The following is a 24,212-nucleotide window of genomic DNA, read 5'->3' on the forward strand; positions in this document are numbered from 1 at the left end:
GCACGCCGGTCCTCGGCCACGACTCCTCGACCGAGTCGATCGAGGGTTCGCGAGCGACTCGGTCGCGATTCCGACCCCTCAGTCGAGCACCCGCTTCAGTCGAGCACCCGCTCCAGATAGGCCCGCAGCAGCACACGGGTCTCCTCGATGATCCGTTCGTCGCCGTCCGGGGCGAGCCGGAAGGCCAGGTGGACGAGGGTGTCGGCGGACTCCACCGCGACCAGGAAGACGCGCCGGAGGTCCTCGTCGGGGGTGCGGTCGAGGTAGCCGGCGAGGAGTTCGCTGAGGCGGTCGGCGACGCGGGTATTGGGCTCGGCGCGGGAGCCGACCGGGATCTGGTTGCCGAAGTCGACGAGGGAGAAGCCTGGTGCGGTGCGCTTCATGGCTATGTACTCGTCGAGCACGGCGTCCACGGCCGTACGCCAGCTGCTCGCGACCTCTCTCTCCCCGCCGGTCTCCTGGAGCCGGAGGGTGACGCGCTCGGCGTAGCGCTCCAGGTTGCGCTGGGCGAGCGCGTCGGCCATCGCACGCTTGTTGCCGAAGAAGCGGTAGACGGAGCCGATGGGTACGGCGGCACGCTGGGCCACGGCCCGGGTGCTCAGGGCGTCGTAGCCGACCTCGTCGAGAAGGTCGGCGCAGGCGTCGAGGATCCTGGTCAGTCGTTCTGCGCTTCGGCGTTGCACGGGCGCTCGGCGCAGCGAGGTCGCATGGGGCACGGGCTTCATGATGCCTTTCCGCCGGGGTCCGGTGAACCTCCGGTATCAGTACGGGCCTCACTGCCGCTCGTACTCATCGAGGGTTCCGGCGACTCGGTCGCGTCCGACGTCTGCCTGGCCTGCGACGACGTGATGTCCGCGGTGCTCTCGACGGGCTTCTCGTCGACGGCCCACACGGTCTGGTCGTCCGCGTAGAGGCGGACGGTGACCTGGTGTGTGCCGCGCGGGACGAGGTCGCCGGGGAGGTGGTACTCGGCGGTGCGGAGCGTGGCGATACTGCGGCCGTCGAGATAGAGGATGGCGATACCGCGTCCCTCGACGGCCACCGAGCGCGAACCGGCGGGCGACAGGCGGAAGTGCTCGAAGGTCAGCCGCACGTCCCAGCCGTTGTCGGATTCCGGCTGGACCTCGATCGCGACATCCGGTGCGCCCTTCTCCTCGACCTCACGGTAGCGCCGTCCCGCCTCGTCGGTCTGGTCGAGCAGCTCGCCCACGGGCGAGGCCGACACTCCGTCCTTCGGCTCGTGCGCATCGCCGGAGCCGCAGCCCGCCGGTCCGCCGAGCAGGGCACAGACCGCGAGCGCGGCGAGCAGTCCACGCTTCCACGACATGCCGGGGAGCGTAGAACATCGCACTGACACTCGGATCCCCCTGGGGTCGGGTTCCTGGTCCATGGACCGACCCCTGAGTCGTACGACCCGCCGAGGCCGATGGCTCGCCGAGGCGTACGCCCCCGAGCCGCAGGGCTCGCCAAGTCGTACGCCTCTGAGTCTTACCGCCTCTTGCGTGCGCCGGAATCCATTCCTATGGTGAAGCATAGGAATCGGAGCGAGGGAGTGGTCATGAGCGGGGACGAGGCGATCCTGGGCGGGGACACGAGGAAGACGGCCGAGGGGTTGGCCCACCTCTCCGGCTTCGGCAACGAACACAGCTCGGAGGCGGTCCCCGGCGCCCTGCCGCACGGCCGTAACACGCCGCAGCGGGCAGCACTCGGGCTGTACGCGGAGCAGCTGAGCGGTTCCGCGTTCACCGAGCCGAGGGCGCACAACCGGCGCTCGTGGCTGTACCGGATCCGCCCGTCGGCAGCGCACCCGCCGTTCACGCGTGCGGACAACGGCGCGCTCCGCACGGCTCCCTTCACGGAGACGGTGCCCGACCCCAACCGGCTGCGCTGGAACCCGCTGCCCGAGCCTCCGGCCTCCACCGACTTCGTGGACGGCCTCTGGACTCTCGGCGGCAACGGCGACGCCACCCAGCGCACGGGCATGGCGGTGCACCTGTACTACGCCAACTCCTCGATGGAGCGGGTGTTCAGCGACGCCGACGGTGAGCTGCTGATCGTGCCGGAGCGCGGCGGGCTGCTGCTGCGCACCGAGTTCGGGCTGCTCCATGTGGAGCCCGGCCACCTGGCGCTCATCCCCCGTGGTGTCCGCTTCCGTGTGGAGTTGCTGGACGAGAGTGCCCGCGGCTATGTGTGCGAGAACTATGGGGCACCCTTCCAACTGCCCGACCTGGGCCCGATCGGCGCCAACGGGCTCGCCAACGCCCGGGACTTCCTCGCCCCCGTCGCCGCCTACGAGGACGTGGACGGCCCGGTCGAGGTGGTGAACAAGTTCTGCGGCAACCTCTGGACGGCGACGTACGACCACTCACCGCTGGACGTGGTCGCCTGGCACGGCAACCATGTGCCCTACGTCTACGACCTGCGGCGTTTCAATGTGATCGGCACCATCAGCTACGACCATCCGGACCCGTCGATCTTCACGGTACTGACCTCACCGACCGACACCCCAGGACTGGCCGGTGTGGACTTCGTGGTCTTCGCGCCACGGTGGCTGGTGGGCGAGGACACGTTCCGGCCGCCGTACTTCCACCGGAACGTGATGAGCGAGTACATGGGGCTCATCGAGGGCGCGTACGACGCCAAGGCCGACGGTTTCGTGCCGGGGGGCGGTTCGCTGCACAACATGATGTCGGCGCACGGCCCGGACCGCGAAACCTTCGACAGGGCCAGCGCCGCCGAGCTCAGGCCGCAGAAGATCGACGACGGGCTGGCCTTCATGTTCGAGACCCGCTGGCCGGTGACCGCCACGGCACAAGCAGCGCAGGCGGAGCACCTGCAACAGGCGTACGACGACGTGTGGCAGGGCCTTCAGCGGAACTTCCGCCCGGCCGGCTGACCGCCCTCGGCCGTTCCCCTGATCGCCGTCGCCCGTCGCGCTCGTCCCCGTCGCGCCTTGCACTGATCCTCGTCGCCCGTCACGCTCAGCCCCGCCGCCCGTTGCACTGAACGCCCACGACCGGTACGGATAACCCTCGTGACCTCCTTCGCCCCGGACTCGATCGTCCTGAACCGCAAGCTGCCGCTCTGGTACCAGGTGTCGCAGTCCCTGCGCGCCTCGATACTCGGCCGCTCCGCCCGGGACCCGCTGCGGCTGCCCACCGAGGAGCAGTTGGCGGAGCACTACGGAGTGAGCGTGCTGACCATGCGGCAGGCGCTCAAGGAGCTGGAGGACGAGGGGCTGATCACGCGGCACCGCCGGCGCGGCACGTTCATCGAGCCGAGCGCCCAACGAGGCGCGCCCGTACGGCTGCTCGGCTCGGTCGACACGATCGTGGCGCAGCAGTCGGGGATGACGACAGAACTGCTGGACCACGGCACGGTGCCCGTGTCCGCCGAACTCGCCGAGTACTTCCCGGATCTGGCCGAGGTCGGCTCGTACCACCGGCTGCGCGGCGACGAGAAGACGGGCGAGCCGACGAACCACGCGCGCAACTTCGTGCGTCCCGAACTCGCGGCGCTGATCGACCCGGAGGACCTGGTGCGCTGGCCCATGACCAAGGTGCTGCGCGATGTGGTGGGCATCCGGATCAGCCGGATCACCGACACCGTGGAGGCCACACTCGCGGACCCGGAGACGGCGCGGCTGCTCCAGGTCCCGCTGCTCAGCCCGATCCTGCACTACACGGGTGTCATCCACGGGGAGGACGGCCGCGCCCTGGACGTAGCCCGCATCCACTACCGCGGCGACCGTTTCTCCTTCACGGTCACCCTCGACGCCCACTGACCACCTCGTGGACCACGTCGTACGATGCCGAGCGTGACGCAGGACGACGACGCCCCGCTGCTTGCGGACCTCATGCCGTGGTCGGCCGCTCCGCCGAGACTGGGCCGGGGGTGGCCGACCGCTCCCGACGCCGCGTCCCTGAAGGCCCGGTGGGACACGCTGGTGAAGGCCCAAGGGCCGGAGCGCGAGGCGTTGTTCGGCATCACCCGCTCGCGCACTCTGCATTCGGCGGTGGCGCAGTTGCCGGGGCAGGCGAGCGGAACCGGGCGGCTGACGCGTGAGTCGGGGCCCTGTGCGGAGCCGGTCCGGGTGCTGGGCGGGCCCTTCGACGAGCAGTGGCTGATCCCGGACCATCGGCTGATCGACGCGGCGCGGCCCGAGTTGTGGCGGGTCGCCGACGCGCGTCAGCTCTTCGCGGTCGAGCAGACGGTGGTGCCGGAATCGTCGGGGCCGGTGTTGCTCGTTGCCTCCGTCCTCCCGCTGAGCGCCGGCCGCGGAGGCCGCGTCCGTCCCCTCTACCGTCGCCCCAGCGCTCTGGAACCGAACCTGGCACCGGGCCTGTTGGAGCACCTCCGTAGCCGCCTCGGTCACTCCCCCGATCCCGTCGACGTCCTCGCCTGGACGGTGGCGGTCACCCGGGCCGGCCGAGCCGGGCTTGCCGTGCCCCTCACCGCCGACCCCGGACTCTGGTCGCACGGCGTCGAGTTGGGCCGCCGGATGCTGTGGCTGATGCGACGGGACGGCCAACGGCCCAAGCTCCCCGGGGGCCGTCGCCCCTACGTCCGCTCTCCGCTCCCTGCCCTCCCGGTCGACGTGCGCTACGACCGCGACGAGGAGGCCCTCCAGCTCGACGAGGGCCGGATCTCCCCCGTTCCGCCGGAAGCCTGGGACTTCGAGGTGGGCGGAGTCCGCGTACTGGAGCAGTGGTTCGCGGCCCGGACGCAACCACCCGAGCCGGGCACCCTGGAGGCGATCCGGCCCGCCACCTGGCCCCAGGCCTGGACGTCCGAGCTGCTCGAAATCGTCACCGTGCTGGCACTGCTGGCGGAACTGCGGCCTCAGCGGGCCGAGTTGATCGTCTCGGAGGAGCCGATCACCGGAACGGAGCTGCGCAAGGCGGGCGTACTCCCGGTACCGGACACGGCAAGGCAGCCGGCGTCGGTGCTCGACCACCACGAGGAAGGCCCGGAGGGCCAGTTCGCGCTGATCTAGCCCTTCGTCACCGACCCCTCGGATCGAACGCGTCAAGGACCCGCCCCAGCGCCCGTTCGAACACCGCCTCCAGGTCGATCGGCCCGGCGTCCTCCATGAACGCCGCGGCCATCCGCGGATACGTGCCGGTGGCGATCTGGCTACCCAGATATCCGATGCGGACGGCGTTCTCCTGCTCCTCGGACCACGGCAGGGAGCGGGTGCGTTCGGCGGTGGCCAGCTCGTTCCCGACGTACGTCGTCACGACGCCGTTGAGCATCGCGACCAGCTCGATCTTCGTGCCGTACGGCGCGTCGAGCGGGTCGAGGCAGGCCAGGCAGTGCTCCAGATAGCGCAGGGCGTGCGGGCTGAAGCCGTAGAACCCGTACATCAGGCGCGGCATCCAGGGATGGCGGTGCATGAGGGCCCGTGTCTGGTGGGCGTTCCGGAGCATGTCGGCACGCCAGTCGCCTGTGGGCTCCTCGATCTCGTGCTCGCCGGTGACGGCGTCGAACATCAGCTCGTAAAGGTCCTCTTTGCGGGGGACATAGTTGTAGAGCGACATGGTGCCGCAGCCCAGTTCGGCCGCGACATGCCGCATGGAGACTCCGTCGAGCCCCTCCGCGTCCGCGATCCGCACCGCGGCGGCCGCGATGTCAGCGCGGCTGTAGGCCGGCCGCGGACCACGGCCCGCACGCTCGGGACGAGCCCAGATCACTTCGGGTACCGCACTGCGCCCTGACATTGGTCGATCACCTCGGAACCATCCTAGTTACGTACACCGTACGTAGTGCGCTATGGTCTACCCATGACAACTACGTACGCTGTACTTAGTGAAGGTCTGGAGAAGCGTTTCGGGGAGGTCCATGCCGTCAGGGGGCTGGATCTCGCGGTGGCCGAGGGCACGGTCTGCGGGATTCTCGGGCCGAACGGCGCGGGCAAGACCACGGCCGTACGGCTGCTCACCACCCTGCTCCGACCGGACGCGGGGTCCGCGCGTGTCGCCGGCCACGATCTCGTACGGGAGCCGGGAGCCGTACGCCGCTCGATCGGGGTCACCGGGCAGTACGCCTCGGTGGACGGTGACCTCACCGGACGCGAGAACCTGCGGCTGTTCGCGCGGCTGCTCCGGGTGCGGGGAACGGCGGAGCGGGCGGCCGAACTCCTCGACCGCTTCGGGCTGACCGAGGCCGCCGACCGGCAGGCGTCCACGTACTCGGGCGGAATGCGCCGCCGCCTCGACCTGGCGGCGAGCCTGATCCGGCGGCCCGAGGTGCTCTTCCTGGACGAGCCCACCGCCGGGCTCGACCCCGCGAGCCGCAACCAGATCTGGGCGGCCGTGCGCGCGCTCAAGGACGAGGGCACGACCGTACTGCTGACCACGCAGTACCTGGAGGAGGCCGACCAACTGGCCGACGACATCGCACTCGTGGACCGGGGCAGGGTCGCCCACACCGGCTCGCCCGCCGAACTCAAGGCGCTCATCGGCAGTTACGCGGAGGTGGTCGTCGCCCACGCGGCGGCGTTGCCCGGAGCCGCGGCCGTCCTCGACCAACTGACCGGCAACGCACCCTCGTTCGACCAGGAGCGGCGCGCGGTCGGCGCGGTCACCACCGACACGACCCTGACGCTTCCCCGACTGGTCCGCGAACTCGACGCCGCCGGGGTGCCGTTGCTCGACGCGAGCCTGCGGCCGCCGACGCTCGACGACGTGTTCCTGCGCCTGACCCACGACAGCACAGACGGTATGACCGACTACAAGGAGCTTGTGACATGAGTACGTTGGCGTACGACGGCACCGCGATCCTGGGCCGGAACCTGCAGCGGATGCGGCACAGCCCCGGGCTTCTCATCCTCACCCAGACCATGCCGATCAACATGCTGCTGTTCTTCGGCTATGTCTTCGGCAGCGCACTCGCGACGCCCGGACAGGCGTACCGCGCCTTCCTGGTGCCGGGGCTGCTGGTGGCGACCGCCGCCAACGGGATCATGACCGGAATGTTCCAGGCCGCCCAGGACTCGCACCGGGGTGTGATGGACCGCTTCCGGACCCTGCCGATGAGCCGGGCCGCCGTGCCGCTGGGCCAGGCCGCCGCGGACCTGGTCGTCACGACCGTCGGCATGCTTCCGCTGATGCTGGTCGGGCTCGCGGTGGGCTGGCGGATCGACGGGTCGGCGCTCGAAGCGGCCGGTGCCGTATGCCTGTTGCTGCTGTTCCGGTTCGCGATGACCTGGGTCGGCATCCTGCTCGGGCTCGCCTCGCGGAGCGAGGAGGCGGCCGGGCAGCTCGGTGCCGCGACGTTCATGCTGCCGCTGCTGTCGAACGCCTACATTCCCACGGACAATCTGCCCGGCTGGCTGCGGACGATCGCCGAATGGAACCCGATCAGCGCGGTGGCCACGGCGATGCGAGACCTCTTCGGGAACGCGCCGGTGCCGACGGAGGGCGCCTGGCCGGTGACCCATCCCGTCGCGGGGTCGCTGGCCTGGTGCGCGCTGCTCATCGCGGTGTTCCTGCCGCTCGCCGTCCGCCGTTACACACACGGCGGACGGTGAACCGCCGCGGCAGGAGCACCCCCGTCCGGTCGGCGAACTCCTACTTCTGGGGCGCGAGTTCGGGCCCCAGCGAAGAGAACTTCTCCTGGGACACCACCCGCTTGGGGGGCCAGGTGATGTTCGCCGGGGGCCACTTCTGGCCGGTCTTCTTCAGGAACCAGGCCGGCGGCTCGTACATCGGCGGCTCATAGCTGTCCGGCAGCGCCGTCTTCCACTCGACGTCCTTGGTGCGCTCCTTGAACTCGTCCTTGACGGCCTTGAGGCGCTCGGGCTGGGTGAGCAGGTCGACGGCGGTCGCCGCGAGATATCGGGCGGCGGCGGTGACGGCGGCCTGGCCGGGGGCGGCGGCCGCGCAGGACGCGGTGGACCAGGTGTGCATCTTGGTGCCGATCGGGGCGAGCGCGGCGCCCATCGACACGGTCGGCACGTTCCAGCTGATGTCGGCGACGTCTGTGGAACCGCCGCCCAGGAACACCGGGTTGGGCGGGGTGAGTTCGGCAATCTCGGCGTGCATGCCCTGCTGGGGCAGACCGAGGGACTCCTGAAGCTCCTTCGCCAACTCGTGGGCCGCCTCGGTGAACTGGGGCGGCCCGATCTGCTTCATGTTCGCGTGCAGCAACTCGGCAAAAGCCTTGGACGGCAGCTGGTTCCAGCAGGCGGAGGTGATCCGGTGCCGGACCGACGTCTGCGAGGCCTTCGCCGCCGCCTCCGAGACGGCGATGACCTTGTCGAGGAGTACCTGGACCCGGGCGGTACTGCCCTCCCGTACGTAGTAGCTGATCTCGGCGATCTCCGGGGTCACGTTCGGGATGTCGCCGCCGTTGTTGATCACCCAGTGCAGGCGGCCGCTCGGCGCCAGGTTCTCCTCGCGCAGGAACTCCGACATCGTCGCCATCATCACGGCGGCGTCCAGGGCGCTCTTGTTGCCGAGCGGGGTGCCGCCGTGGCCCGCGACGCCGAGGAAGGTGAAGGTCACGGCGGTCATCGCGGTGGTGGTGCCCCAGCCGGTGGCGTTGGAGGTCGAGGGATGCCAGTCGAGGAACGCGTCGAGGCCGTCGTACACGCCCTGGCTGACCGCGTACGTCTTGCCGATCAGGGTCTCCTCCGCGGTGGAGCCGAAGAACTTCACGGTGACCGGCAGCTTGTGCTTCTTGGCGGCCTGCGCGACCGCTGCGGCTGCCGCAGCCGCGGCGGTTCCCAGGGCGCTGTGTCCGCAGCCGTGGCCCGGGCCGTAGCTGGGTGCGAATGGATCGTGGATGTACTCGCGCGGGTCGTGGTGGCCGACGCCCTTGTTCTGCGAGAGGCCCGGCAGCGCGTCGTACTCGCCGCTGAAGCCGAGGACCGGGCCGCCGCTGCCGTACGAGAACGTGGCGGTGAACGCGGTCGGGAAGCCGGCGGTGCCGAACTTCACCTGGAATCCGGCCTTTTCGAGGAAGCCCGCCTCGGCGATCGAGGAGTTCCACTCGCGCAGGCTGAGTTCGGCGTTGTCCCAGATCTCGGAGTTGAGGCCGGTGATGGAGTCGGTGTGGGAGGTGATCCAGTCCAGGGCCGCCGTCTTGGCGGGGCTGTCCTGGGCGAGGCCCTCCGGCGCCGTGTACTCGGCTTCCGAGGAATCGGCCGACGCCGCCATCGCGGGGTCCGCCTCGGCCGTCATCACGGCCGTGGTGACACCGGCGGCGCCGAGCAACTGCATGATGCGACGGCGGCTCAGCACCTCACCGTTCGCGGTCATCGACTCGTGTACGTGTTGATCGTGCAGGTCACACACGCGCATCCTCCGGGGGTCGAGGTTGGGTGTATCGGCCAAACGAATCGTGTAAACGATCAGCCACCCTGGACCCATGACGTTGCCCCATCAACATCCCGGGATGACAAAGGTGTTACACGGGAGACATGATCCACCGTATGCAGCCACTCCCCCTTGAGGGCATCACCGTCGTCGCCGTCGAGCAGGCCGTCTCTGCGCCCTTCGCGACCCGACAGCTCGCCGACCTCGGCGCCCGCGTGATCAAGGTCGAGCGGGTCGACGGCGGGGACTTCGCCCGGGACTACGACACCGCGGCGGCCGGTCTCGCCTCGCACTTCGTGTGGTGCAACCGGGGCAAGGAGTCCGTCGCTCTCGATCTGAAGGACCCACGCGGCCTCGATGTCGTACGCCGGCTCGTCGCGGACGCGGACGTCTTCGTGCAGAACCTCGCACAGGGCGCGGCGGCTCGCCTCGGCCTGGACTCGGCCACGCTGTGCGCCGCGCATCCGCGGCTGGTCGCCGTGGACATCTCGGGGTACGGGGCGTCGGGGCCGTACGCCGGCAAACGCGCGTACGACATGCTCGTGCAGTGCGAGGCGGGGCTCGTGTCGGTGACGGGGACGCCGGAGCAGCCGGTCAAGGCGGGGATTCCGGCGGCCGACATCGCGGCGGCCATGTACGCGTTCTCCGGGGTGCTCGCGGCGCTCGTGCGGCGCGGTACGACGGGGCGCGGGGGCCCGGTCGAGGTGTCCATGCTGGACGCGCTCGCGGAGTGGATGGGGCATCCGCTGCACCATGTGATGCACGGAGGAACTCCCCCGGCGCGCACGGGTCTCGCGCACGCCGTCATCGCGCCGTACGACGCGTATCCGACGGCGGACGGCAGCCGGGTTCTGCTGTCGGTGCAGAACGACCGCGAGTGGCGGCGGCTCGCTCAACAAGTGCTGGGTCAACCGGAGTTGGCGGACGATCCGGCGTACGCGACCAACGCGGCGCGGGTGGCCAACCGGGGGCGTACGGACGCGCTGGTGGCGAAGGCTCTGGGTGCGCTCGGCGCCGAGGAGGCGGTGGCCCGGCTGGAGAGCGCGGGCATCGCATGCGCCCGCCTGCGGGACGTACGGGAGGTCGCGGAGCATCCGCAGCTGGCGGCCAGGGACCGGTGGCGGGAAGTGGGTTCACCGGCGGGGCCGTTGCGGGCGCTGCTGCCGCCGATCACGCTTCCGGGTGGCGAGGAGGCGCGCATGGGGGCGGTGCCCCGGCTGGGGGAGCACACCGGGGCGGTGCTGCGGGGGTTGGGGCTGACGGACGCGGACGTCACGGAGCTGCTGCGGGACGGTGTGGCTCGGTAAGTGGGCGGGCTCTTACCGCGAGGTGATGGGCTCTGGCGAGTTGGGCCGGACCCGCGCTCGAAGCGCGCATCGGGTGGAGGTGCGCGCTTCGCTGTCGCCGGGCGGAAAGGCGGCGGACATGCGAGTGCCGACCAAGCGAGCACGGTCGGGCCCGCGCTCGGAGAGCACATCAGGTGAGGCGCGCGTCTCAACTGTCGCCGGGCGGAAAGGCGGCGGACACGCGAATACCGACCAAGTGAGCATGATCTGACCCGCGCCCGGTGGTACACCGGACACCGCCGCCTGCCGTTGGGGATGACGGACGCGGATAGACAGCGCTACGCCGGGTCGGTGGGACCGCCGGAGCGCGGGTCGGGAACGCCGGTGCCGCCGCCCTGCTCAGCGACCGCCGAACAGTGAACGGCTCAGCCGCTTCAGCGGCGCGAAGAGCGAGACTCGCCGCACTCGCGCGACCCTGCTGCTGCTCTCGTGCGCGGTGTCACGCGAGGTGAGCTCACGCATCAGTGAGGTCGCCTCGGCTGTCTCGCGCTGCGGGACGGCAGGGCCGCCCAGCACCGCGAGATGGCGGTCGAGGCGCGAACTGGTCGCACTGCTCCCGCACGTGATCGCAGGGACACGTGCCCTGCTGCGCACTGTTATCTGTTCCATGTCACTCCCCACCCGTACGAGTCCACCCGGCCCGGGCAGGCTAACCCTATCGCCCCCTCGTGGCACTCGTGTATCGCGGGCACAGGATTCACCTTCTCTGTAAGGGTGTTGACGATTACTCTCCGAATCCAACCGAATCCAGGGCGAGTTGAACAACTGGGGCAGTAGTGGGCTGCACTGAGCCGCCTTCAGGCTCGACGGTGACAGCGAGTGACGTCGCAGTCATATTCAGTCCGTCGGCGACCAGGGGCGTGTCGCCGTCGAAGAGCCCCAGGGAGCGCGGATTCTCGTTGGGGCGCATGAGCCACAGCTGGTGCACGCGCCCCCCTGCGGGAGTGCCGTACCCGCTGAGTGTCACGACGGCGCGCCGCTCCGACGCGGAGGCGACCACGCCGATACCGCGTCCCTGAGCGTCCCGGTCGCCGGCCGCGCGGGCGTCGGGGGCCGCGAGAACGTGCGCGATCTCACGTGCCTGTGCACGCTCCTGGTCCAGTTGGTCCTGGGTCCGCGTCGCCTGCACGGCGAAGAGAGAGGCGACCACGAGGGCCGCGGCAGCCGTGGTGGTGGCGAGCGGGGCGAGGAGGTGGCGGAAGCGGGGAGCACGCGCGCGCGGGGTCTGATGCGCGGGCTGATGGGGGACGCGCGCGCGTGGCGCGTGCTGGGGCGACGGCTCCTGCGGTGTCGTTCGTACGGCGGTCAGCACCCGGTCGCGCAGCGCGGCCGGCGCCGGCGCCGCGGTCGACCAGGCGAGGCGCACCGCGTCCTCGGTGAGCGCCCGGACCTCGGCGCTGCAGAGCAGGCAGTCGCGCAGGTGGCGTTCGAAGCGGCGGCGTTCGCCGGGTTCCAGGGCGTCCAGCGCGTACGGGGCGGCGAGGGAGTGCAGATCGCGGCGCAGCAACCGGTCGAGGAGGCTCATCCGGCACCTCCCTCTCGTACACACGGGCATCCGTGCGGTCGTACCTGGGAATCACGGCCGGACAGGTCGGGAACACTCATGCGACACCTCCCAGGCAGTCACGCAGCCGCGTCAGTCCGTCGCGCATGCGGGTCTTGACCGTGCCGAGCGGCAGGGCGAGTCGTTCGGCCACTTCACGGTAGGTGTAGCCGTCGTAGTAAGCGAGGGTGACGGACTGGCGTTGCAGGGCGGTGAGCCGGTCGAGGCAGCGGCGGACCCACTCGCGTTCGAGCCCGGCCTCGACCTCCTCGGCGACCTGATCGAAGGCGGGGCGGTGCGACCGCTGTCCCTCGCGCTGCTCGCGCTCGGTGGCGGCGCGGGCGCTGCGGACCCGGTCGACGGCCCGTCGGTGCGCGAGGGTGAGTATCCAGGAGAGGGCGCTGCCGCGCCGCGGGTCGAACCGCGCGGCGGAGCGCCAGAGTTCGAGCAGCACTTCCTGGGACACCTCCTCCGACTGGGCGGGGTCCCGCACCACACGGCGCACCAGTCCGAACACCGGCCCGGACACCAGTCCGTACAGCTCCTCGAATGCCTTCTGGTTGCCTCCGGCCACAAGCACCAGGAGTTCGTCCGCCTCCACCCGTTCCCCCTCTCCGGCCCCCAAGGCCGTCCGTCACTTACGTGTTCGTAGCGAGCACGCTCCCGGATGGGTTACGGATCAGCGAACCGAAAACGCGGGTCCGCCGCCAGGGAAACGGGTCTGACGCGGAGGCAGATCTGCGGGGAGGCCGGCCCGCCTCCGGACAGAAGCTGAGCCCGGCGCTGAAACAAGTTGTGAAAACCGCCGTAGATACGTTTGGGATTTGACCAATCCACCCCGGCGACCGCTCCGAATGGCGTGCGTCAGGCAATTGGGACGTGAGGACGGACGGCATGACACCTATCTTCAGGAGTGGCGCGGGGCGCAGGAGTCTCGCGACCCTCGTCTGTGGTGCGCTGGCCGCCGGGGGGCTCGCAGCCGCCGGCGTGACGCTATTGGTACCGGGGGCGGCCTCCGCCTCCAGCCACCGGGAGGCCCCGTTGATCTCGGGGGCTCCGCAGTACGACAACACGGACGTGTACGCGTTCGTGAGCCCGGACAAGCCCGATACGACGACCATCGTGGCGAACTGGATCCCCTTCGAGGATCCGGCCGGCGGACCGAACTTCTTCACGTTCGCCGAGGATGCCCAGTACGACATCCACATCGACAACAACGGTGACGCGCAGGGCGAGTTGCTCTACCGCTACACCTTCAAGACGCACGTCAAGAACGGCGACACCTTCCTCTACAACACGGGTGCGGTCGACAGCCTCGACGACCCGGACCTCAACATCACGCAGACGTACGACATCGACCTGCTGCGGCTGGAGAACCAGAAGGTGGTGTCGAAGACGAAGGTCGCGGACGATGTTCCGGTGGCGCCGTCGAACGTCGGCAAGGCGTCGATGCCGGACTACGGCAAGCTGCGCGACCAGGCGGTCCATGAGCTCGCGGGGGGTTCGACGACGTTCGCCGGTCAGGCGGACGACCCGTTCTTCCTGGATCTGCGGGTCTTCGACCTGCTGTACGGCGGCAACCTGACCGAGGTCGGTCGGGACACCCTCAAGGGCTACAACGTCAACTCGATAGCCTTGCAGGTGCCGAACCACATGATCCAGGAGTCGGCCGAACAGCCCATCGTCGGCATCTGGTCCACCACCCAGCGCAAGGACGCGCACGGTGACTGGACGCAGGTCTCCCGGCTGGGCATGCCGCTGGTCAACGAGGTCGTCAACCCGATCAAGGACAAGGACAAGTTCAACGCGTCCTCGCCCTGGAACGACGGCGACTTCCTGAAGAACGTGACCAACCCGGAGCTGCCCAAGCTCATTGAGGCGATCTACAAGATCCCGGCACCGACGGAGCCGCGCAACGACCTCGTCGACGTGTTCCTGAAGGGTGTGGAGGGCCTCAACCAGCCGCCCCACGTCACCCCGGCGGAGGAGCTGCGGCTCAACACCTCGATCAAGCCGGTGGCCTCGCCCAAGCGGCTCGGTGTGCTGGACGGCGACACCGCGGGCTTCCCGAACGGACGCCGGCTCGGCGACGACGTGATCGACATCGCGCTACAGGTCGTCGAGGGTGAACTGGTCGGCTCCAAGAACGACTTGGGCGACGCGGTCGACAAGAACGACAAGACGTTCGGCCACACCTTCCCCTACCTGGCCAACCCGACCTCGGGTTCACGCGGGACACTCGCCAAGGGCACGACCAGCGGGACCGACGTGCGCAGCCAGCTGGGTGACGCGCTACAGCCCGCGAGTGCCTCCGGCGAGACCGACACCATGCTGATCGCGGCCTCCGCGGCGGCGGGCGCGGCCGGCTTCCTGCTGATCGGAACCGGCCTGATGTGGTGGCGCCGGCGGATGCACGACCGGGCCTACTGACCCGGCTCGCGGATCCGCGGCCGGGCCACTGACCCGGCCGCACGATCGCCCGACCGGGCCTGTCTGCCCGGCCCACCGACTGGCGCGGCCCGCACGTACCCCATCCCCCACGGCGCGGGCCGCGCCGCTCAGCCCCCACAACGACCGTTTCCGCCAAGGAACCAAGGACTTCGAGGAGAGGGCATGTCCCCGCGTACGAACGACAGCGCGCCGGAGAGCGAACGCGGCAGCGAGTCCGCGGACCGCGCCGCGGAGGCCATGCCCGAGGAGATTCCCGCGGGTGACAGGCAGGTCAGCGCCGAGGAGGCCGGAGCCGAGGCGCCGGGCCCGGCCCCCGCTGACGTGGCCATGGAAGTGACCGACGAGGTGACCGACGAAGTAGCGGGCAAGACGACCGACGAGGTCCCAAGCAAGACGACCGACGAAGTGATGACCGACGAGCGTGTCGCCGCCGTCCGGCGGCTGTCCGCGTCCGGGCGTCGTTGGCGTGTGGCCCAACTCGCCTTCTGCGCATCCGCGTTGGCCGTCACCCTCACCGCCGGAGCCATAGTGGTCGGGGCCCTGCGGGACGACGGCGGAGCGGCCACCGTCGCGGCGGCGCCCGCCGACGTATCGCCGCAGTTGCTCGCCGGCGCGGATCTCGACGCGAGCATCACCTCGCTTCAGGCTCATCTCCGGTCCCAGCCCAAGGACTTCGGCGGGTGGTCGACGCTCGGGCTCGCGTACATCGAGCAGGCCCGTACGAAGGGCGATCCCTCCCGGTACCCGCAGGCGCAGCAGGCGCTCGCACGTTCCCTGGAGCTGCGCCCGGACAACGACCCCGCGCTCGCGGGCCGCGCCGCCCTGGCCGCCGCGCGGCACGACTTCACCGGCGCCCTGAAGTACGCGGACCAGGCACTGAAGGAGAATCCCTACAGCGAGCGCGCCCTCGCCTCCCGTATCGACGCTCTGGTCGAACTCGGCCGCTACGACGAGGCGTCGAAGGCCGCCGACACGGCCGACTCGCGCCGTCCGGGCGTACCCGTCTTCACGCGCTACGCATACGTCAACGAGCTGTCCGGCGATGTGCAGACCGCCCGCCGCGTCCTGGAGCAGGCGCTCGACTCGGCGACGACCCGGGGCGACGTCACGTACGTGGCCACCGCGCTCGGCCAACTCGCCTGGAACCAGGGCGAGTACGACTCGGCGCTCACGTACTACGCCCGTGCGCTCGCCGCCGACGACACCTATCTCCCCGCCCTCGAAGGCCGCGCCCGCACGCAGGCCGCGCAGGGCGACCGCGCGGCGGCGATCAGCGGCATGGAGCAGGTCGTGGAGCGGTATCCGCTGCCCCAACCGCTCGTGGAACTCGGCGAGTTGTACGAGGCGCGCGGCGAGGAGGGCGACGCCCAGAAGGCCCGCGACCAGTACGCGCTGGTGAACGCGTGGGTCTCACTGGCCCGCGCCAACGGCGTCAACGCCGACCTCGACACCGCCCTGGCCGCCGCCGACCACGGCGACAAGAAGGCCGCGCTGAAGGCGGCCCAGGCCGAGTGGGACCGCCGCCACACCGTGCACACCGCGGACGCCCTCGCGTGGGCGCTGCATGTCAACGGCCTTGACGCGGAAGCCCTGCCGTACGCCCGCCAGGCGACGGCCACCGGCTACCGCAACGCGTCCTTCCTCTACCACCGCGGCATGATCGAGCGCGCCACCGGCCACGAGAAGGAGGCCGACGCCTCCCTGAAATCGGCCCTCGACCTCAACCCGGGCTTCTCACCGCTGGGCGCCGCCGATGCTCGCAAGGCGCTGGAGGCCGACAAGTGACCCGTACGCTCCGCCGCGCAGTCAGCTCCGCAACGGCCGTCCTCGCGGCCGCCTGCGCGCTCGTCCTCGTCCCCTCCGGACAGGCGAGCGCGCACCCGCTCGGCAACTTCACCGTCAACCGGTACGACGGTCTGGTCGCCGCCCCCGGGCAACTGCGGGTCGACCATGTCGAAGACCTCGCCGAGATCCCGGCGACCCAGGCCGAGCCGCAGATCAAGAAGCTCGGGCTGACGGACTGGGCCCGTCAGCGGTGCGAGACGGCCGCGCGCGACAGTGCGGTCACCGTCGGCGGCAGCGAGGTCCCGCTCAGCGTCGGCACGAGCATCGCGCGCGTGCGGCCCGGGCAGGCGGGGCTCAACACCCTGCGCGTGGAATGCCGGTTGACAGCGGAGCTCCCCGAACAGGACACCGTGGACGTCGGTTTCCACGGCGCGGGGGCCGACAAGGGGCCGGGCTGGCGGGAGATCACCGCGCGCGGCGACCGGATGACGCTCGCCTCCTCGGACGTACCGACGGAATCGGTGTCCGGGCAGCTCACTCAGTACCCGCAGGAACTGCTCTCTTCCCCGGCCGACACGGCGTCCGCGTCCCTGCGGGTGCGGGCCGGTGGCCCCGCGCTGGTCGAGGACGGCCGCGACGCACCCGCCGACTCGGTCCTCCCGCGCGGCGCCGACCGCTGGACCCAGGCGCTCGACTCCCTGGTGGCCAGCCATGATCTGACGATCGGCTTCGCCGCTCTCGCCCTGCTCATCGCGGTGGGCCTCGGCGCCCTGCACGCGCTCGCGCCGGGCCACGGCAAGACCCTGATGGCCGCGACGGCAGCGGCCCGCGGCGGCCGGGCGGGCCTGCGTGACGTCCTGCCGCTCGCCGCCTCGGTGACGGTCACCCACACCCTGGGCGTGGTCGCCCTCGGCCTCCTGATCACGGCCGGTTCGGCCGCGGCGCCCTCCGTGATCGCCTGGCTGGGCGTCAGCAGCGGCCTCCTGGTGACGCTGGCGGGCGCGACGCTCGTACGCCGGGCCTGGCGCAACCGGGCACACGGGTACGGGCACTCCCACGGGAACGGGCACACGCACGACCATGGCGACGGCCACGCGCACGGCCGCGACCACGACCACGACCACGCGTACAGCCATGACCATGACCACGCGCACGACCACGGCCAGCCGCACGACCAGGACCATGCCCACGCGCACTCGGACCCCCCGCACGCGCACGAGCACCCGCACACCGAACAGCACGAACGCCCCCTGGTCCTCGCGCACGCCCACGCCCACGACGCGTCCGCGGAAGCCCGCCCCCACCCCAAGCCCCCCGTCCGCCGGGTCAGTCACCCGCACGCCCCCACCCCGCAGAAGAGCCGGGCCACCCTCCCCCTGGAACACACCCACGGCGGTTTCACCCACACCCACCCCACCGCCCCCACCCTCCGCGGCACGATCCTGCTCGGCTTCGCCGGCGGGCTCGTGCCCAGTCCCTCCGCCGTGGTCGTCCTGGTGGGCGCCGCGGCGCTGGGACAGGCGTGGTTCGGGTTGCTCCTCGTCCTCGCGTACGGCGTCGGGCTCGCCCTGACGCTCACAGCGGCCGGGTTCGCCGTCGTGAAGCTGGGCGACGGGGTGAACCGGGCACTGGCCAGGCGCCCGCGGTGGGCCGGTGGGCCTGCCGTGGCCCTGCTGCGCAGGACCGCACCGCTGGGATCGGCGTTGGTGGTCGTAGCGCTTGGGGCTGGATTGGTGTTCAGGGGGGCGGCATCCGTCCTCGGCTGAGCTACTTTTGGGGAGAAATCACGCGGATGCGCAACGGATACGAATGGGGGGACACCCGTGTCCGAAGATCCGGGCAGTGAACGTGTGATCGCCGGGCGCTACCGGCTGCTGTCGCCCTTGGGCGAAGGCGGCATGGGCACGGTGTGGCGCGCCCGCGACGAGGTGCTCCAGCGTGAGGTCGCCGTGAAGGAGGTCCGCGCACCCGGCGGAATCCCGGCGTACGACGCCGAGCGGATGTACGCGCGGCTGGAGCGCGAGGCGTGGGCGGCGGCCCGCATCACGAACCGCAACGTGGTGACGGTGTACGACGTGGCCACCGACGACGGCCGCCCCTGGATCGTGATGGAGCTGATCCGCGGTGTCGCCCTCTCCGATCTCCTGGACGCCGAGGGGCCACTCGACCCGCCGCGCGCCGCGCACATCGGCGCCGAGGTGCTCACCGCGCTGCGTGCCGCGCACGAGGCCGGGGTGCTGCACCGCGATGTGAAGCCGGGCAACGTCCTGATGTCGAACGACGGACGGATCGTGCTGACGGACTTCGGCATCGCCATGGTCGAGGGCAGTTCCGCGCTGACCATGACCGGCGAGGTCATCGGCTCACCCGAATTCCTTGCCCCGGAGCGGGCGTTGGGCCGGACTCCCGGGCCCGAGTCGGACCTGTGGTCGCTGGGGGTGCTGCTGTACGCGGCGGTCGAGGGCAACTCGCCGTTCCGTCAGAACACTCCGCTGAGCACCCTGCGCGCGATCGTCGACGAGCCACTGCCGGCGCCGCAGCGCGCGGGCCCGCTCACCCCAGTCATCCAGGGGCTGCTGGCCAAGGACCCGGCCGAGCGGCTGGGCGCCGAGCAGGCCGAGCACGAGCTACGGATCGTCGCGGCGGGCGGCACCCTGGCCACCACCGCCTTCGGTCCGCCGCCCCTGATCCCGGAGGCGCCGACGCTCGCGGGACTCCCCCAGACTTCCCCCGGATCGACACCGCCGATGGCGTACGGGCCGGCCGACGCCGGCGTTGCCTCGACCACCACCACGACCGAGCCCGACCGCAATCGCCGCGCGGCGGTCGTCCTGATCACCGGATTGGTGGCTCTCGCCCTCGCGCTGGGAGGGCTGACGTACGCCCTGCTGAACCGCGACAACGGGGACGGCGGAGGAGCCGCCATCAGCAGCGGTGACACCAACAACGGTGCGGGCGGCGTACGTTCGAACCCGGAGACCGACAACAGTGGGAGCGACCAGGGCGCGAGCGGCGGAAGCCCCTCCACCAGCGCGCCGCCCAGCGAGAGCCGGACGACCACACCCCCGCCCGCCCAGTCCGCGCAGGTGACGGTCGCGGGTGCGCACACCGAATACTCCGGCGCCTGCCCGCCTCCCGACGCGCAAGCACCCACGTTCACGGCGACGTTCACGGTCGGGCGGGTACCGGCCGAGGTCGAGTACCGCTGGGTGACGGAGACCGGCGAGGTGTCGGATCCCGGTTGGAAGACCCTGTCGTTCCCCGCGAGCGGCGGCAAAACCCAGCAGAAGACGGTGATCGTGACGACGTACGACGAGTCGGGGACGTACGAGAACAAGATCGGTGTGGAGATCCGCAGCCCCGTGCACGCGACGTCCAACTCGGTGCCGTTCTCGGTGACATGCGTGTCGGAGACCCCGACGAGCGAGGCCTCCGAATCCGAGTCTCCCTAGGACTGCTTCCAGGTGATCAGGCCACGCCGTTGAACACCGGCAGGTATCCGCCGGAGTGTCCCGACGCGGTCGGGTGGTACGACTCACCGATGTTCAGCAGGTTCAGGCTGTGCAGCCACGCGCTGCCCGAGCAGATCTCGTGGCCGGTGAACTTGCCCCTGACGTCGCCGAAGGTGAAGCCGTGGTTGGCGGCGCGCTTGGCGATCGCCGTGTCCAGATAGTCGGCGGCGCCGTTGATCGCGGCTCGCTCGGCCTCGGTGAGGCCGGTCAGGCAGCTGCCGTTGAGCTTGTAGAAGCGGGGGTAGCCCAGGACGACCACATGGGCGGACGGGGCCTTCGCGCTGATCGCCGAGTAGACGGTGTCGAGCTTGCCGGGGAGTGTCGAGTCGACGTACGCCTTCGCGGTGGCGATCCGCGAGAGGCAGGAGCTCTGCGACTGGAGCACACATGTCGTCATGACGTCGGCGAAGCCCGCGTCGTTGCCGCCGACGCTGAGGGAGACGAGACCGGTGGAGGAGTTGAGGGGGGTCAGCTGGCTGGCGACAACATCACCCGTACGAGCGCCGGAGCAAGCCGTGAAGTTGAACGACGAGGGTGAATGCGCGGCCGCCCAGAGGTAGGGGTACGCCTTCGTGCTGCGCTTGCAGTTGCCACTGGAACTGATGTAGCTGCCCGCGCCGACGCCGGAGGAATAGGAGTCACCTAGGGCCACGTAGCCGGTGGCCGCAAGGGTTGGGGACGCCTGCGCAGTCACTGCCCCGGTGAGGGCGACGCCGGAGGCGAGGAGGAGTGAGGTCACGTATGCCGTAATTCGGGAACTTCTCATGGAACCTCCCTTTAGCAGGATCTCTGCCATAACTTTCGTACCAGCTACGCGTGTTGACAGGAAGTGTCCATGCCAAGACTTTCTGGCGCTTTCCGGGCCGAATCCTGTGCGTTCGCCATGCGTTTGATTACGTGGTCATGACAGGGTCGTGACAAGAGGTCAACTCCCTTGAGTCACAGGGGGAGATCACCGAGTCTTTACCTCAGTCCGGAGTGGAACGCGACACTCCGGGCTGTGCGCCCGATCACCGCGCACCCCCACACCGCGCGCGCCCCACCCAGGCGCCCGCCGCCCGAGGAGGACTCCCTCGTAATGGCACATCTGCGTAGCAAGAAGATCAGGATCGCCGCGATAACCTCTGTGGCGACCGCCGCCCTTGTAGGCGGATTCACCGCGCTCCCCGCCCAGGCCGCACCGGCCACGGGCACGGTGCTCGCCGCCGGCTCCCCCACGGCCGTCAAGGACAGCTACATCGTCACGCTCAAGAAGACGGCCGGCTTCAAAGCCTCTTCGAGCGAGGGCAAGGGCCTGGTCAGCGAGTACGGCGGCACGGTGAAGAAGACGTTCGGCGCCGCGCTGAACGGCTACACGGCCACCTTGTCGGCCCAGGAGGCCGCGAGACTCGCGGCCGACCCGGCGGTCGCCACGGTGGAGCAGAACCAGACGGTCCACGTCACCGACACCACGCAGAGCAGCGCCCCCTGGGGCCTGGACCGCATCGACCAGACGTCGCTGCCGCTCTCCACCAGCTACACCTACCCGGACACGGCGGGCTCCGGCGTCACGGCGTACGTCATCGACACCGGCGTACGCATCACGCACACCCAGATCGCCGGGCGGGCCACGAACGGCTACGACGCCGTCGAGGGCGACAACGTCGCGCAGGACGGCAACGGGCACGGCACCCATGTGGCCACCACCATCGCGGGCTCCACCTACGGTGTCGCCAAGAAGGCGAAGATCGTGGCGGTCCGGGTGCTCGACAACGCCGGCTCCGGCACGACCGCGGGCGTCATCGCCGGCATCGACTGGGTGACCAACAACCACAGTGGCCCCTCGGTCGCCAACCTGTCGCTGGGCGGCGGCGCCTCCACCACGCTGGACACGGCCGTCTCGAACTCCATCGCGAGCGGCGTGACCTACGCGATCGCGGCGGGCAACAGCAACGCCAACGCCTCGTCGTACTCCCCCGCCCGGGTCGCCGCGGCGATCACGGTCGGCGCCACCACCAACACGGACGCCAGGGCCAGCTACTCCAACTACGGCACGGTCCTGGACATCTTCGCCCCCGGCTCCTCGATCGTCGCCGGTTACAACACCAGCGACACCGCCACCGCCACGCTCTCGGGTACGTCGATGGCCACGCCGCACGTCGCGGGCGCGGCAGCGATCTACCTCGCGGGTCACACCTCGGCCACCCCGGCCCAGGTCGCCACGGCCCTGGTCAACGGGTCCACTGCCAACAAGGTCACCAGCCCGGGCACCGGTTCGCCGAACCGGCTCCTGAAGATCGTCCCGTAACACGCCAACTCGCTTGACGTGAAAAGCAGTTCCCCGGAGGCAGTCGGCGCCTCCGGGGAACTGTTGTTCACGGCCAGGGGCGAGCTGTTCACGGACGGGGGCGACTCGTTCGTGAAGGGGCGTTGGGCGCACGAACGCCTTCCGCATCTTGACGACCCGCCGTACGCTGCGCGACATTGAAGCCCGGCATCCGGCGCTTCGGGGGGCAAAGTCGCCAATGCAGACCATACGACGCATCAAGGCATCTTCATCAGGCACCACGGAGGGGACGGGGCAGGATCCGGGGAGGGACCTGCTGCCGCTGCTCGGCGGCGCTGCGACGGTGGTCGCGGTAGTCGGCGCGGTGCTCGCACTCGCCGACGTGGACTCACCGCTGCGCGGTCCGTTCACCCTGTTCTTCCTGCTCGCCGCGCCGTCGGTCGCCATCGCGGCCACGCTGCACGGCCTGGAACCCTTCGGCCGGCTGCTGGTGTCGGTCGCCGGAGGGGTCGCCGTCAACATGCTGGTGGCTCAGGGCATGCTGGCCCTGCACCAGTGGTCGATGCCCGGTGGGGTCGTGGCCGTGACCGCGATCAGCACCTTCATGCTCCTGCTGGTACTGGTACGGCGCCTGCGTGGCCGTACCGCGAGAAGGCGGGCCTCCTGACGTGGACATCAGCGTGTACCGCCCGGGCGAGCTGACCGCCGCCGACCGGGCGGCGTGGACGGCTTTCCAGGTGAAGGCCCATCTGAACGGCTCGCCCGGACTGGCGAACCCTTTCCTGTCCCCCGAGTTCACGCTCGCGGTGGGCCGCTGCCGACGCGGCGTGCGGATCGCGGTCGTACGGGAGAACGGCGAGCCCGCGGCGTACTTCCCGTTCCAGCGCACCGGAACCGGCATCGGCCGGGCCGTCGGCCTCGGTGTCTCCGACTGCCAGGGAGCCGTGCACCGGCCCGGCTTCACCTGGGACGCCACCGAGTTGTTGCGGGCCTGCGGGCTCGCGGTGTGGGAGTTCGACCATCTGGTGGAAGGGCAGGCGCCGTTCGAGGCGGGAGCCGCCGACAACTTCCCCTCCCCGGTCATCGACGTCGACCAGGGCTACGAGACGTTTCTGCGCCAACTGCGCGAGCGGTCACCGAAGTTCACCAAGTCGACGCTGGCCAAGGAGCGCAAGCTCGGCCGGGACGCCGACGGGATGCGCTACGTCCACGACGAGCGCGATCCCGAGGCGCTGCGCACCCTGATGGACTGGAAGTCCGCGCAGTACCGCAGGACCGGGCGCAGCGACCGCTTCGCGCACCCCTGGATCAGCCATCTGGTGGAGCAGCTCTTCCACACCCGCTCTGCGCAGTTCGCGGGGATCCTCTCGGTGCTGTACGCGGACGGTAAGCCGGTCGCGGCGCACTTCGGGCTGCGTTCGGAGCGGGTGCTGGCCTGCTGGTTCCCGGCGTACGACCCGGCGTTCTCGAAATACTCGCCGGGGCTGATCCTGCATTTGCGCATGGCCGAGGCGGCCGCCGCCGACGGAATCGCCTATCTGGATCTAGGGCGGGGCCAGAAGGAATACAAGGACTCCCTGAAGACGCGGGAACTCGCCGTTTCCGAAGGGTGGGTGACACGACGTCATCCGATCGCGATCGGGCACAGGGCGCGCCGCGCCCCGGTCCGGGCACTGCGAAATGCGGTGCTGGCCAGGCCGGAACTGTTCGAGCCGGCCGACAGAATCCTCAAGCGGATGGGGAAGATCCGCTCGAGGAGTTAGGTAACGGTCAAACCAACAAAAACGTGAGGCCTCGTTCCAGGTCTTGCCATACGGTCTCATTCATCAATACCGTCGTACATCTCACCCGCATCGGTTCATCAACGCATATGCGATCTAGGGGAGGGCTCAAGATCGCGGATGACCGGCGCGGGGCGCGGTAGGGGGGTGCCGTGCTCGGTGACCACTTGTGCCGAGTCGTCCGCGCGACCGGCTTTTGCGTTTTCTG

The 24,212-nt window shown here is 70.2% G+C and carries 21 protein-coding genes; 13 read left to right on the top strand and 8 right to left on the bottom strand.

Annotation, left to right across the window (positions count from 1 at the left end):
* Positions 1–95: 95 nt before the first annotated feature.
* On the bottom strand, positions 96–725 hold the full coding sequence (locus AB0N66_RS17360) for a TetR/AcrR family transcriptional regulator (RefSeq protein ID WP_365434955.1): 630 nt from the start codon (positions 723–725) through the stop codon (positions 96–98).
* Positions 722–1,327 carry a hypothetical protein gene (locus AB0N66_RS17365; RefSeq protein WP_365434958.1) on the bottom strand — a complete coding sequence of 202 codons (606 nt, stop codon included), beginning with the start codon at positions 1,325–1,327 and terminating at the stop codon, positions 722–724. Before AB0N66_RS17365 ends, AB0N66_RS17360 begins: the two co-directional genes overlap by 4 nt.
* A 252-nt stretch (positions 1,328–1,579) precedes the next feature.
* Here AB0N66_RS17365 and hmgA point away from each other — a divergent pair, with 252 nt between their 5' ends.
* From hmgA to AB0N66_RS17380, 3 genes are all read left to right on the top strand, one after another.
* Complete coding sequence (gene hmgA / locus AB0N66_RS17370) at positions 1,580–2,896, top strand: homogentisate 1,2-dioxygenase (RefSeq protein WP_365435281.1); 1,317 nt, start codon at positions 1,580–1,582, stop codon at positions 2,894–2,896.
* 138 nt (positions 2,897–3,034) lie between these two features.
* A complete protein-coding gene (locus tag AB0N66_RS17375) occupies positions 3,035–3,784 on the top strand; it encodes a GntR family transcriptional regulator (RefSeq protein ID WP_365434960.1) in 750 nt (249 codons plus the stop codon).
* Between the two features lie 24 nt (positions 3,785–3,808).
* Entirely contained in the window at positions 3,809–4,996 is a 1,188-nt protein-coding gene (locus AB0N66_RS17380) for a type ISP restriction/modification enzyme (protein WP_365434964.1), read from the top strand.
* Positions 4,997–5,003: 7 nt separating this feature from the next.
* On the opposite strand, the gene AB0N66_RS17385 is transcribed toward AB0N66_RS17380, so the two are convergent.
* Entirely contained in the window at positions 5,004–5,720 is a 717-nt protein-coding gene (locus tag AB0N66_RS17385; RefSeq protein ID WP_365434967.1) for a TetR/AcrR family transcriptional regulator, read from the bottom strand.
* A gap of 63 nt (positions 5,721–5,783) precedes the next feature.
* Here AB0N66_RS17385 and AB0N66_RS17390 point away from each other — a divergent pair, with 63 nt between their 5' ends.
* Both AB0N66_RS17390 and AB0N66_RS17395 read left to right on the top strand, forming a co-directional pair.
* Positions 5,784–6,752 (top strand): ATP-binding cassette domain-containing protein, encoded by a 969-nt coding sequence (locus AB0N66_RS17390; RefSeq protein WP_365434970.1) that lies wholly within the window; start codon positions 5,784–5,786, stop codon positions 6,750–6,752.
* Positions 6,749–7,531: an ABC transporter permease gene (locus AB0N66_RS17395; protein WP_365434973.1), complete on the top strand. Its 783-nt coding sequence runs from the start codon at positions 6,749–6,751 to the stop codon at positions 7,529–7,531. Before AB0N66_RS17390 ends, AB0N66_RS17395 begins: the two co-directional genes overlap by 4 nt.
* 40 nt (positions 7,532–7,571) lie before the next feature.
* Here AB0N66_RS17395 and AB0N66_RS17400 read toward each other — a convergent pair whose 3' ends face one another.
* A complete protein-coding gene (locus AB0N66_RS17400; protein WP_365434976.1) occupies positions 7,572–9,263 on the bottom strand; it encodes an amidohydrolase in 1,692 nt (563 codons plus the stop codon).
* Between the two features lie 161 nt (positions 9,264–9,424).
* Here AB0N66_RS17400 and AB0N66_RS17405 point away from each other — a divergent pair, with 161 nt between their 5' ends.
* On the top strand, positions 9,425–10,627 hold the full coding sequence (locus AB0N66_RS17405) for a CaiB/BaiF CoA-transferase family protein (protein WP_365434979.1): 1,203 nt from the start codon (positions 9,425–9,427) through the stop codon (positions 10,625–10,627).
* A 378-nt stretch (positions 10,628–11,005) separates the two neighbouring features.
* On the opposite strand, the gene AB0N66_RS17410 is transcribed toward AB0N66_RS17405, so the two are convergent.
* The 3 genes from AB0N66_RS17410 to AB0N66_RS17420 all read right to left on the bottom strand — a co-directional run bounded on the left by AB0N66_RS17410 (position 11,006) and on the right by AB0N66_RS17420 (position 12,810).
* Positions 11,006–11,275 (bottom strand): hypothetical protein, encoded by a 270-nt coding sequence (locus AB0N66_RS17410; protein ID WP_365434982.1) that lies wholly within the window; start codon positions 11,273–11,275, stop codon positions 11,006–11,008.
* 115 nt (positions 11,276–11,390) lie between these two features.
* Positions 11,391–12,191: an anti-sigma factor gene (locus AB0N66_RS17415; RefSeq protein ID WP_365434985.1), complete on the bottom strand. Its 801-nt coding sequence runs from the start codon at positions 12,189–12,191 to the stop codon at positions 11,391–11,393.
* 76 nt (positions 12,192–12,267) lie between these two features.
* The gene (locus AB0N66_RS17420) at positions 12,268–12,810 is read right to left on the bottom strand and encodes a sigma-70 family RNA polymerase sigma factor (protein WP_365434988.1); all 543 of its coding nucleotides are present in this window, start codon (positions 12,808–12,810) and stop codon (positions 12,268–12,270) included.
* A 293-nt stretch (positions 12,811–13,103) separates the two neighbouring features.
* On the opposite strand from AB0N66_RS17420, the gene AB0N66_RS17425 reads away from it, so the two are divergent.
* From AB0N66_RS17425 to AB0N66_RS17440, 4 genes are all read left to right on the top strand, one after another.
* A complete protein-coding gene (locus tag AB0N66_RS17425) occupies positions 13,104–14,639 on the top strand; it encodes a DUF4331 domain-containing protein (RefSeq protein ID WP_365434991.1) in 1,536 nt (511 codons plus the stop codon).
* 183 nt (positions 14,640–14,822) lie between these two features.
* Positions 14,823–16,445 (top strand): tetratricopeptide repeat protein, encoded by a 1,623-nt coding sequence (locus tag AB0N66_RS17430; RefSeq protein ID WP_365434994.1) that lies wholly within the window; start codon positions 14,823–14,825, stop codon positions 16,443–16,445.
* Entirely contained in the window at positions 16,442–18,211 is a 1,770-nt protein-coding gene (locus AB0N66_RS17435; protein WP_365434997.1) for a sulfite exporter TauE/SafE family protein, read from the top strand. Before AB0N66_RS17430 ends, AB0N66_RS17435 begins: the two co-directional genes overlap by 4 nt.
* A gap of 57 nt (positions 18,212–18,268) precedes the next feature.
* Entirely contained in the window at positions 18,269–19,897 is a 1,629-nt protein-coding gene (locus AB0N66_RS17440; protein ID WP_365435000.1) for a protein kinase, read from the top strand.
* 16 nt (positions 19,898–19,913) lie between these two features.
* Here the strand turns inward: AB0N66_RS17440 and AB0N66_RS17445 are convergent, their stop codons facing one another.
* Positions 19,914–20,723 carry an SGNH/GDSL hydrolase family protein gene (locus AB0N66_RS17445; protein WP_365435004.1) on the bottom strand — a complete coding sequence of 270 codons (810 nt, stop codon included), beginning with the start codon at positions 20,721–20,723 and terminating at the stop codon, positions 19,914–19,916.
* A gap of 312 nt (positions 20,724–21,035) precedes the next feature.
* Between AB0N66_RS17445 and AB0N66_RS17450 the strand changes: the two genes are divergently transcribed.
* From AB0N66_RS17450 to AB0N66_RS17460, 3 genes are all read left to right on the top strand, one after another.
* Positions 21,036–22,244, top strand: a complete 1,209-nt coding sequence (locus AB0N66_RS17450; RefSeq protein ID WP_365435008.1) for a S8 family peptidase — start codon at positions 21,036–21,038, stop codon at positions 22,242–22,244.
* Between the two features lie 217 nt (positions 22,245–22,461).
* On the top strand, positions 22,462–22,890 hold the full coding sequence (locus AB0N66_RS17455; RefSeq protein ID WP_365435011.1) for a hypothetical protein: 429 nt from the start codon (positions 22,462–22,464) through the stop codon (positions 22,888–22,890).
* Position 22,891: 1 nt separating this feature from the next.
* Positions 22,892–23,986: a GNAT family N-acetyltransferase gene (locus tag AB0N66_RS17460; RefSeq protein WP_365435014.1), complete on the top strand. Its 1,095-nt coding sequence runs from the start codon at positions 22,892–22,894 to the stop codon at positions 23,984–23,986.
* The last annotated feature ends 226 nt before the right edge of the window (positions 23,987–24,212 follow it).

It is taken from the genome of Streptomyces sp. NPDC093544 (genome assembly GCF_040683495.1).
In the GTDB taxonomy this organism is placed as follows: domain Bacteria; phylum Actinomycetota; class Actinomycetes; order Streptomycetales; family Streptomycetaceae; genus Streptomyces.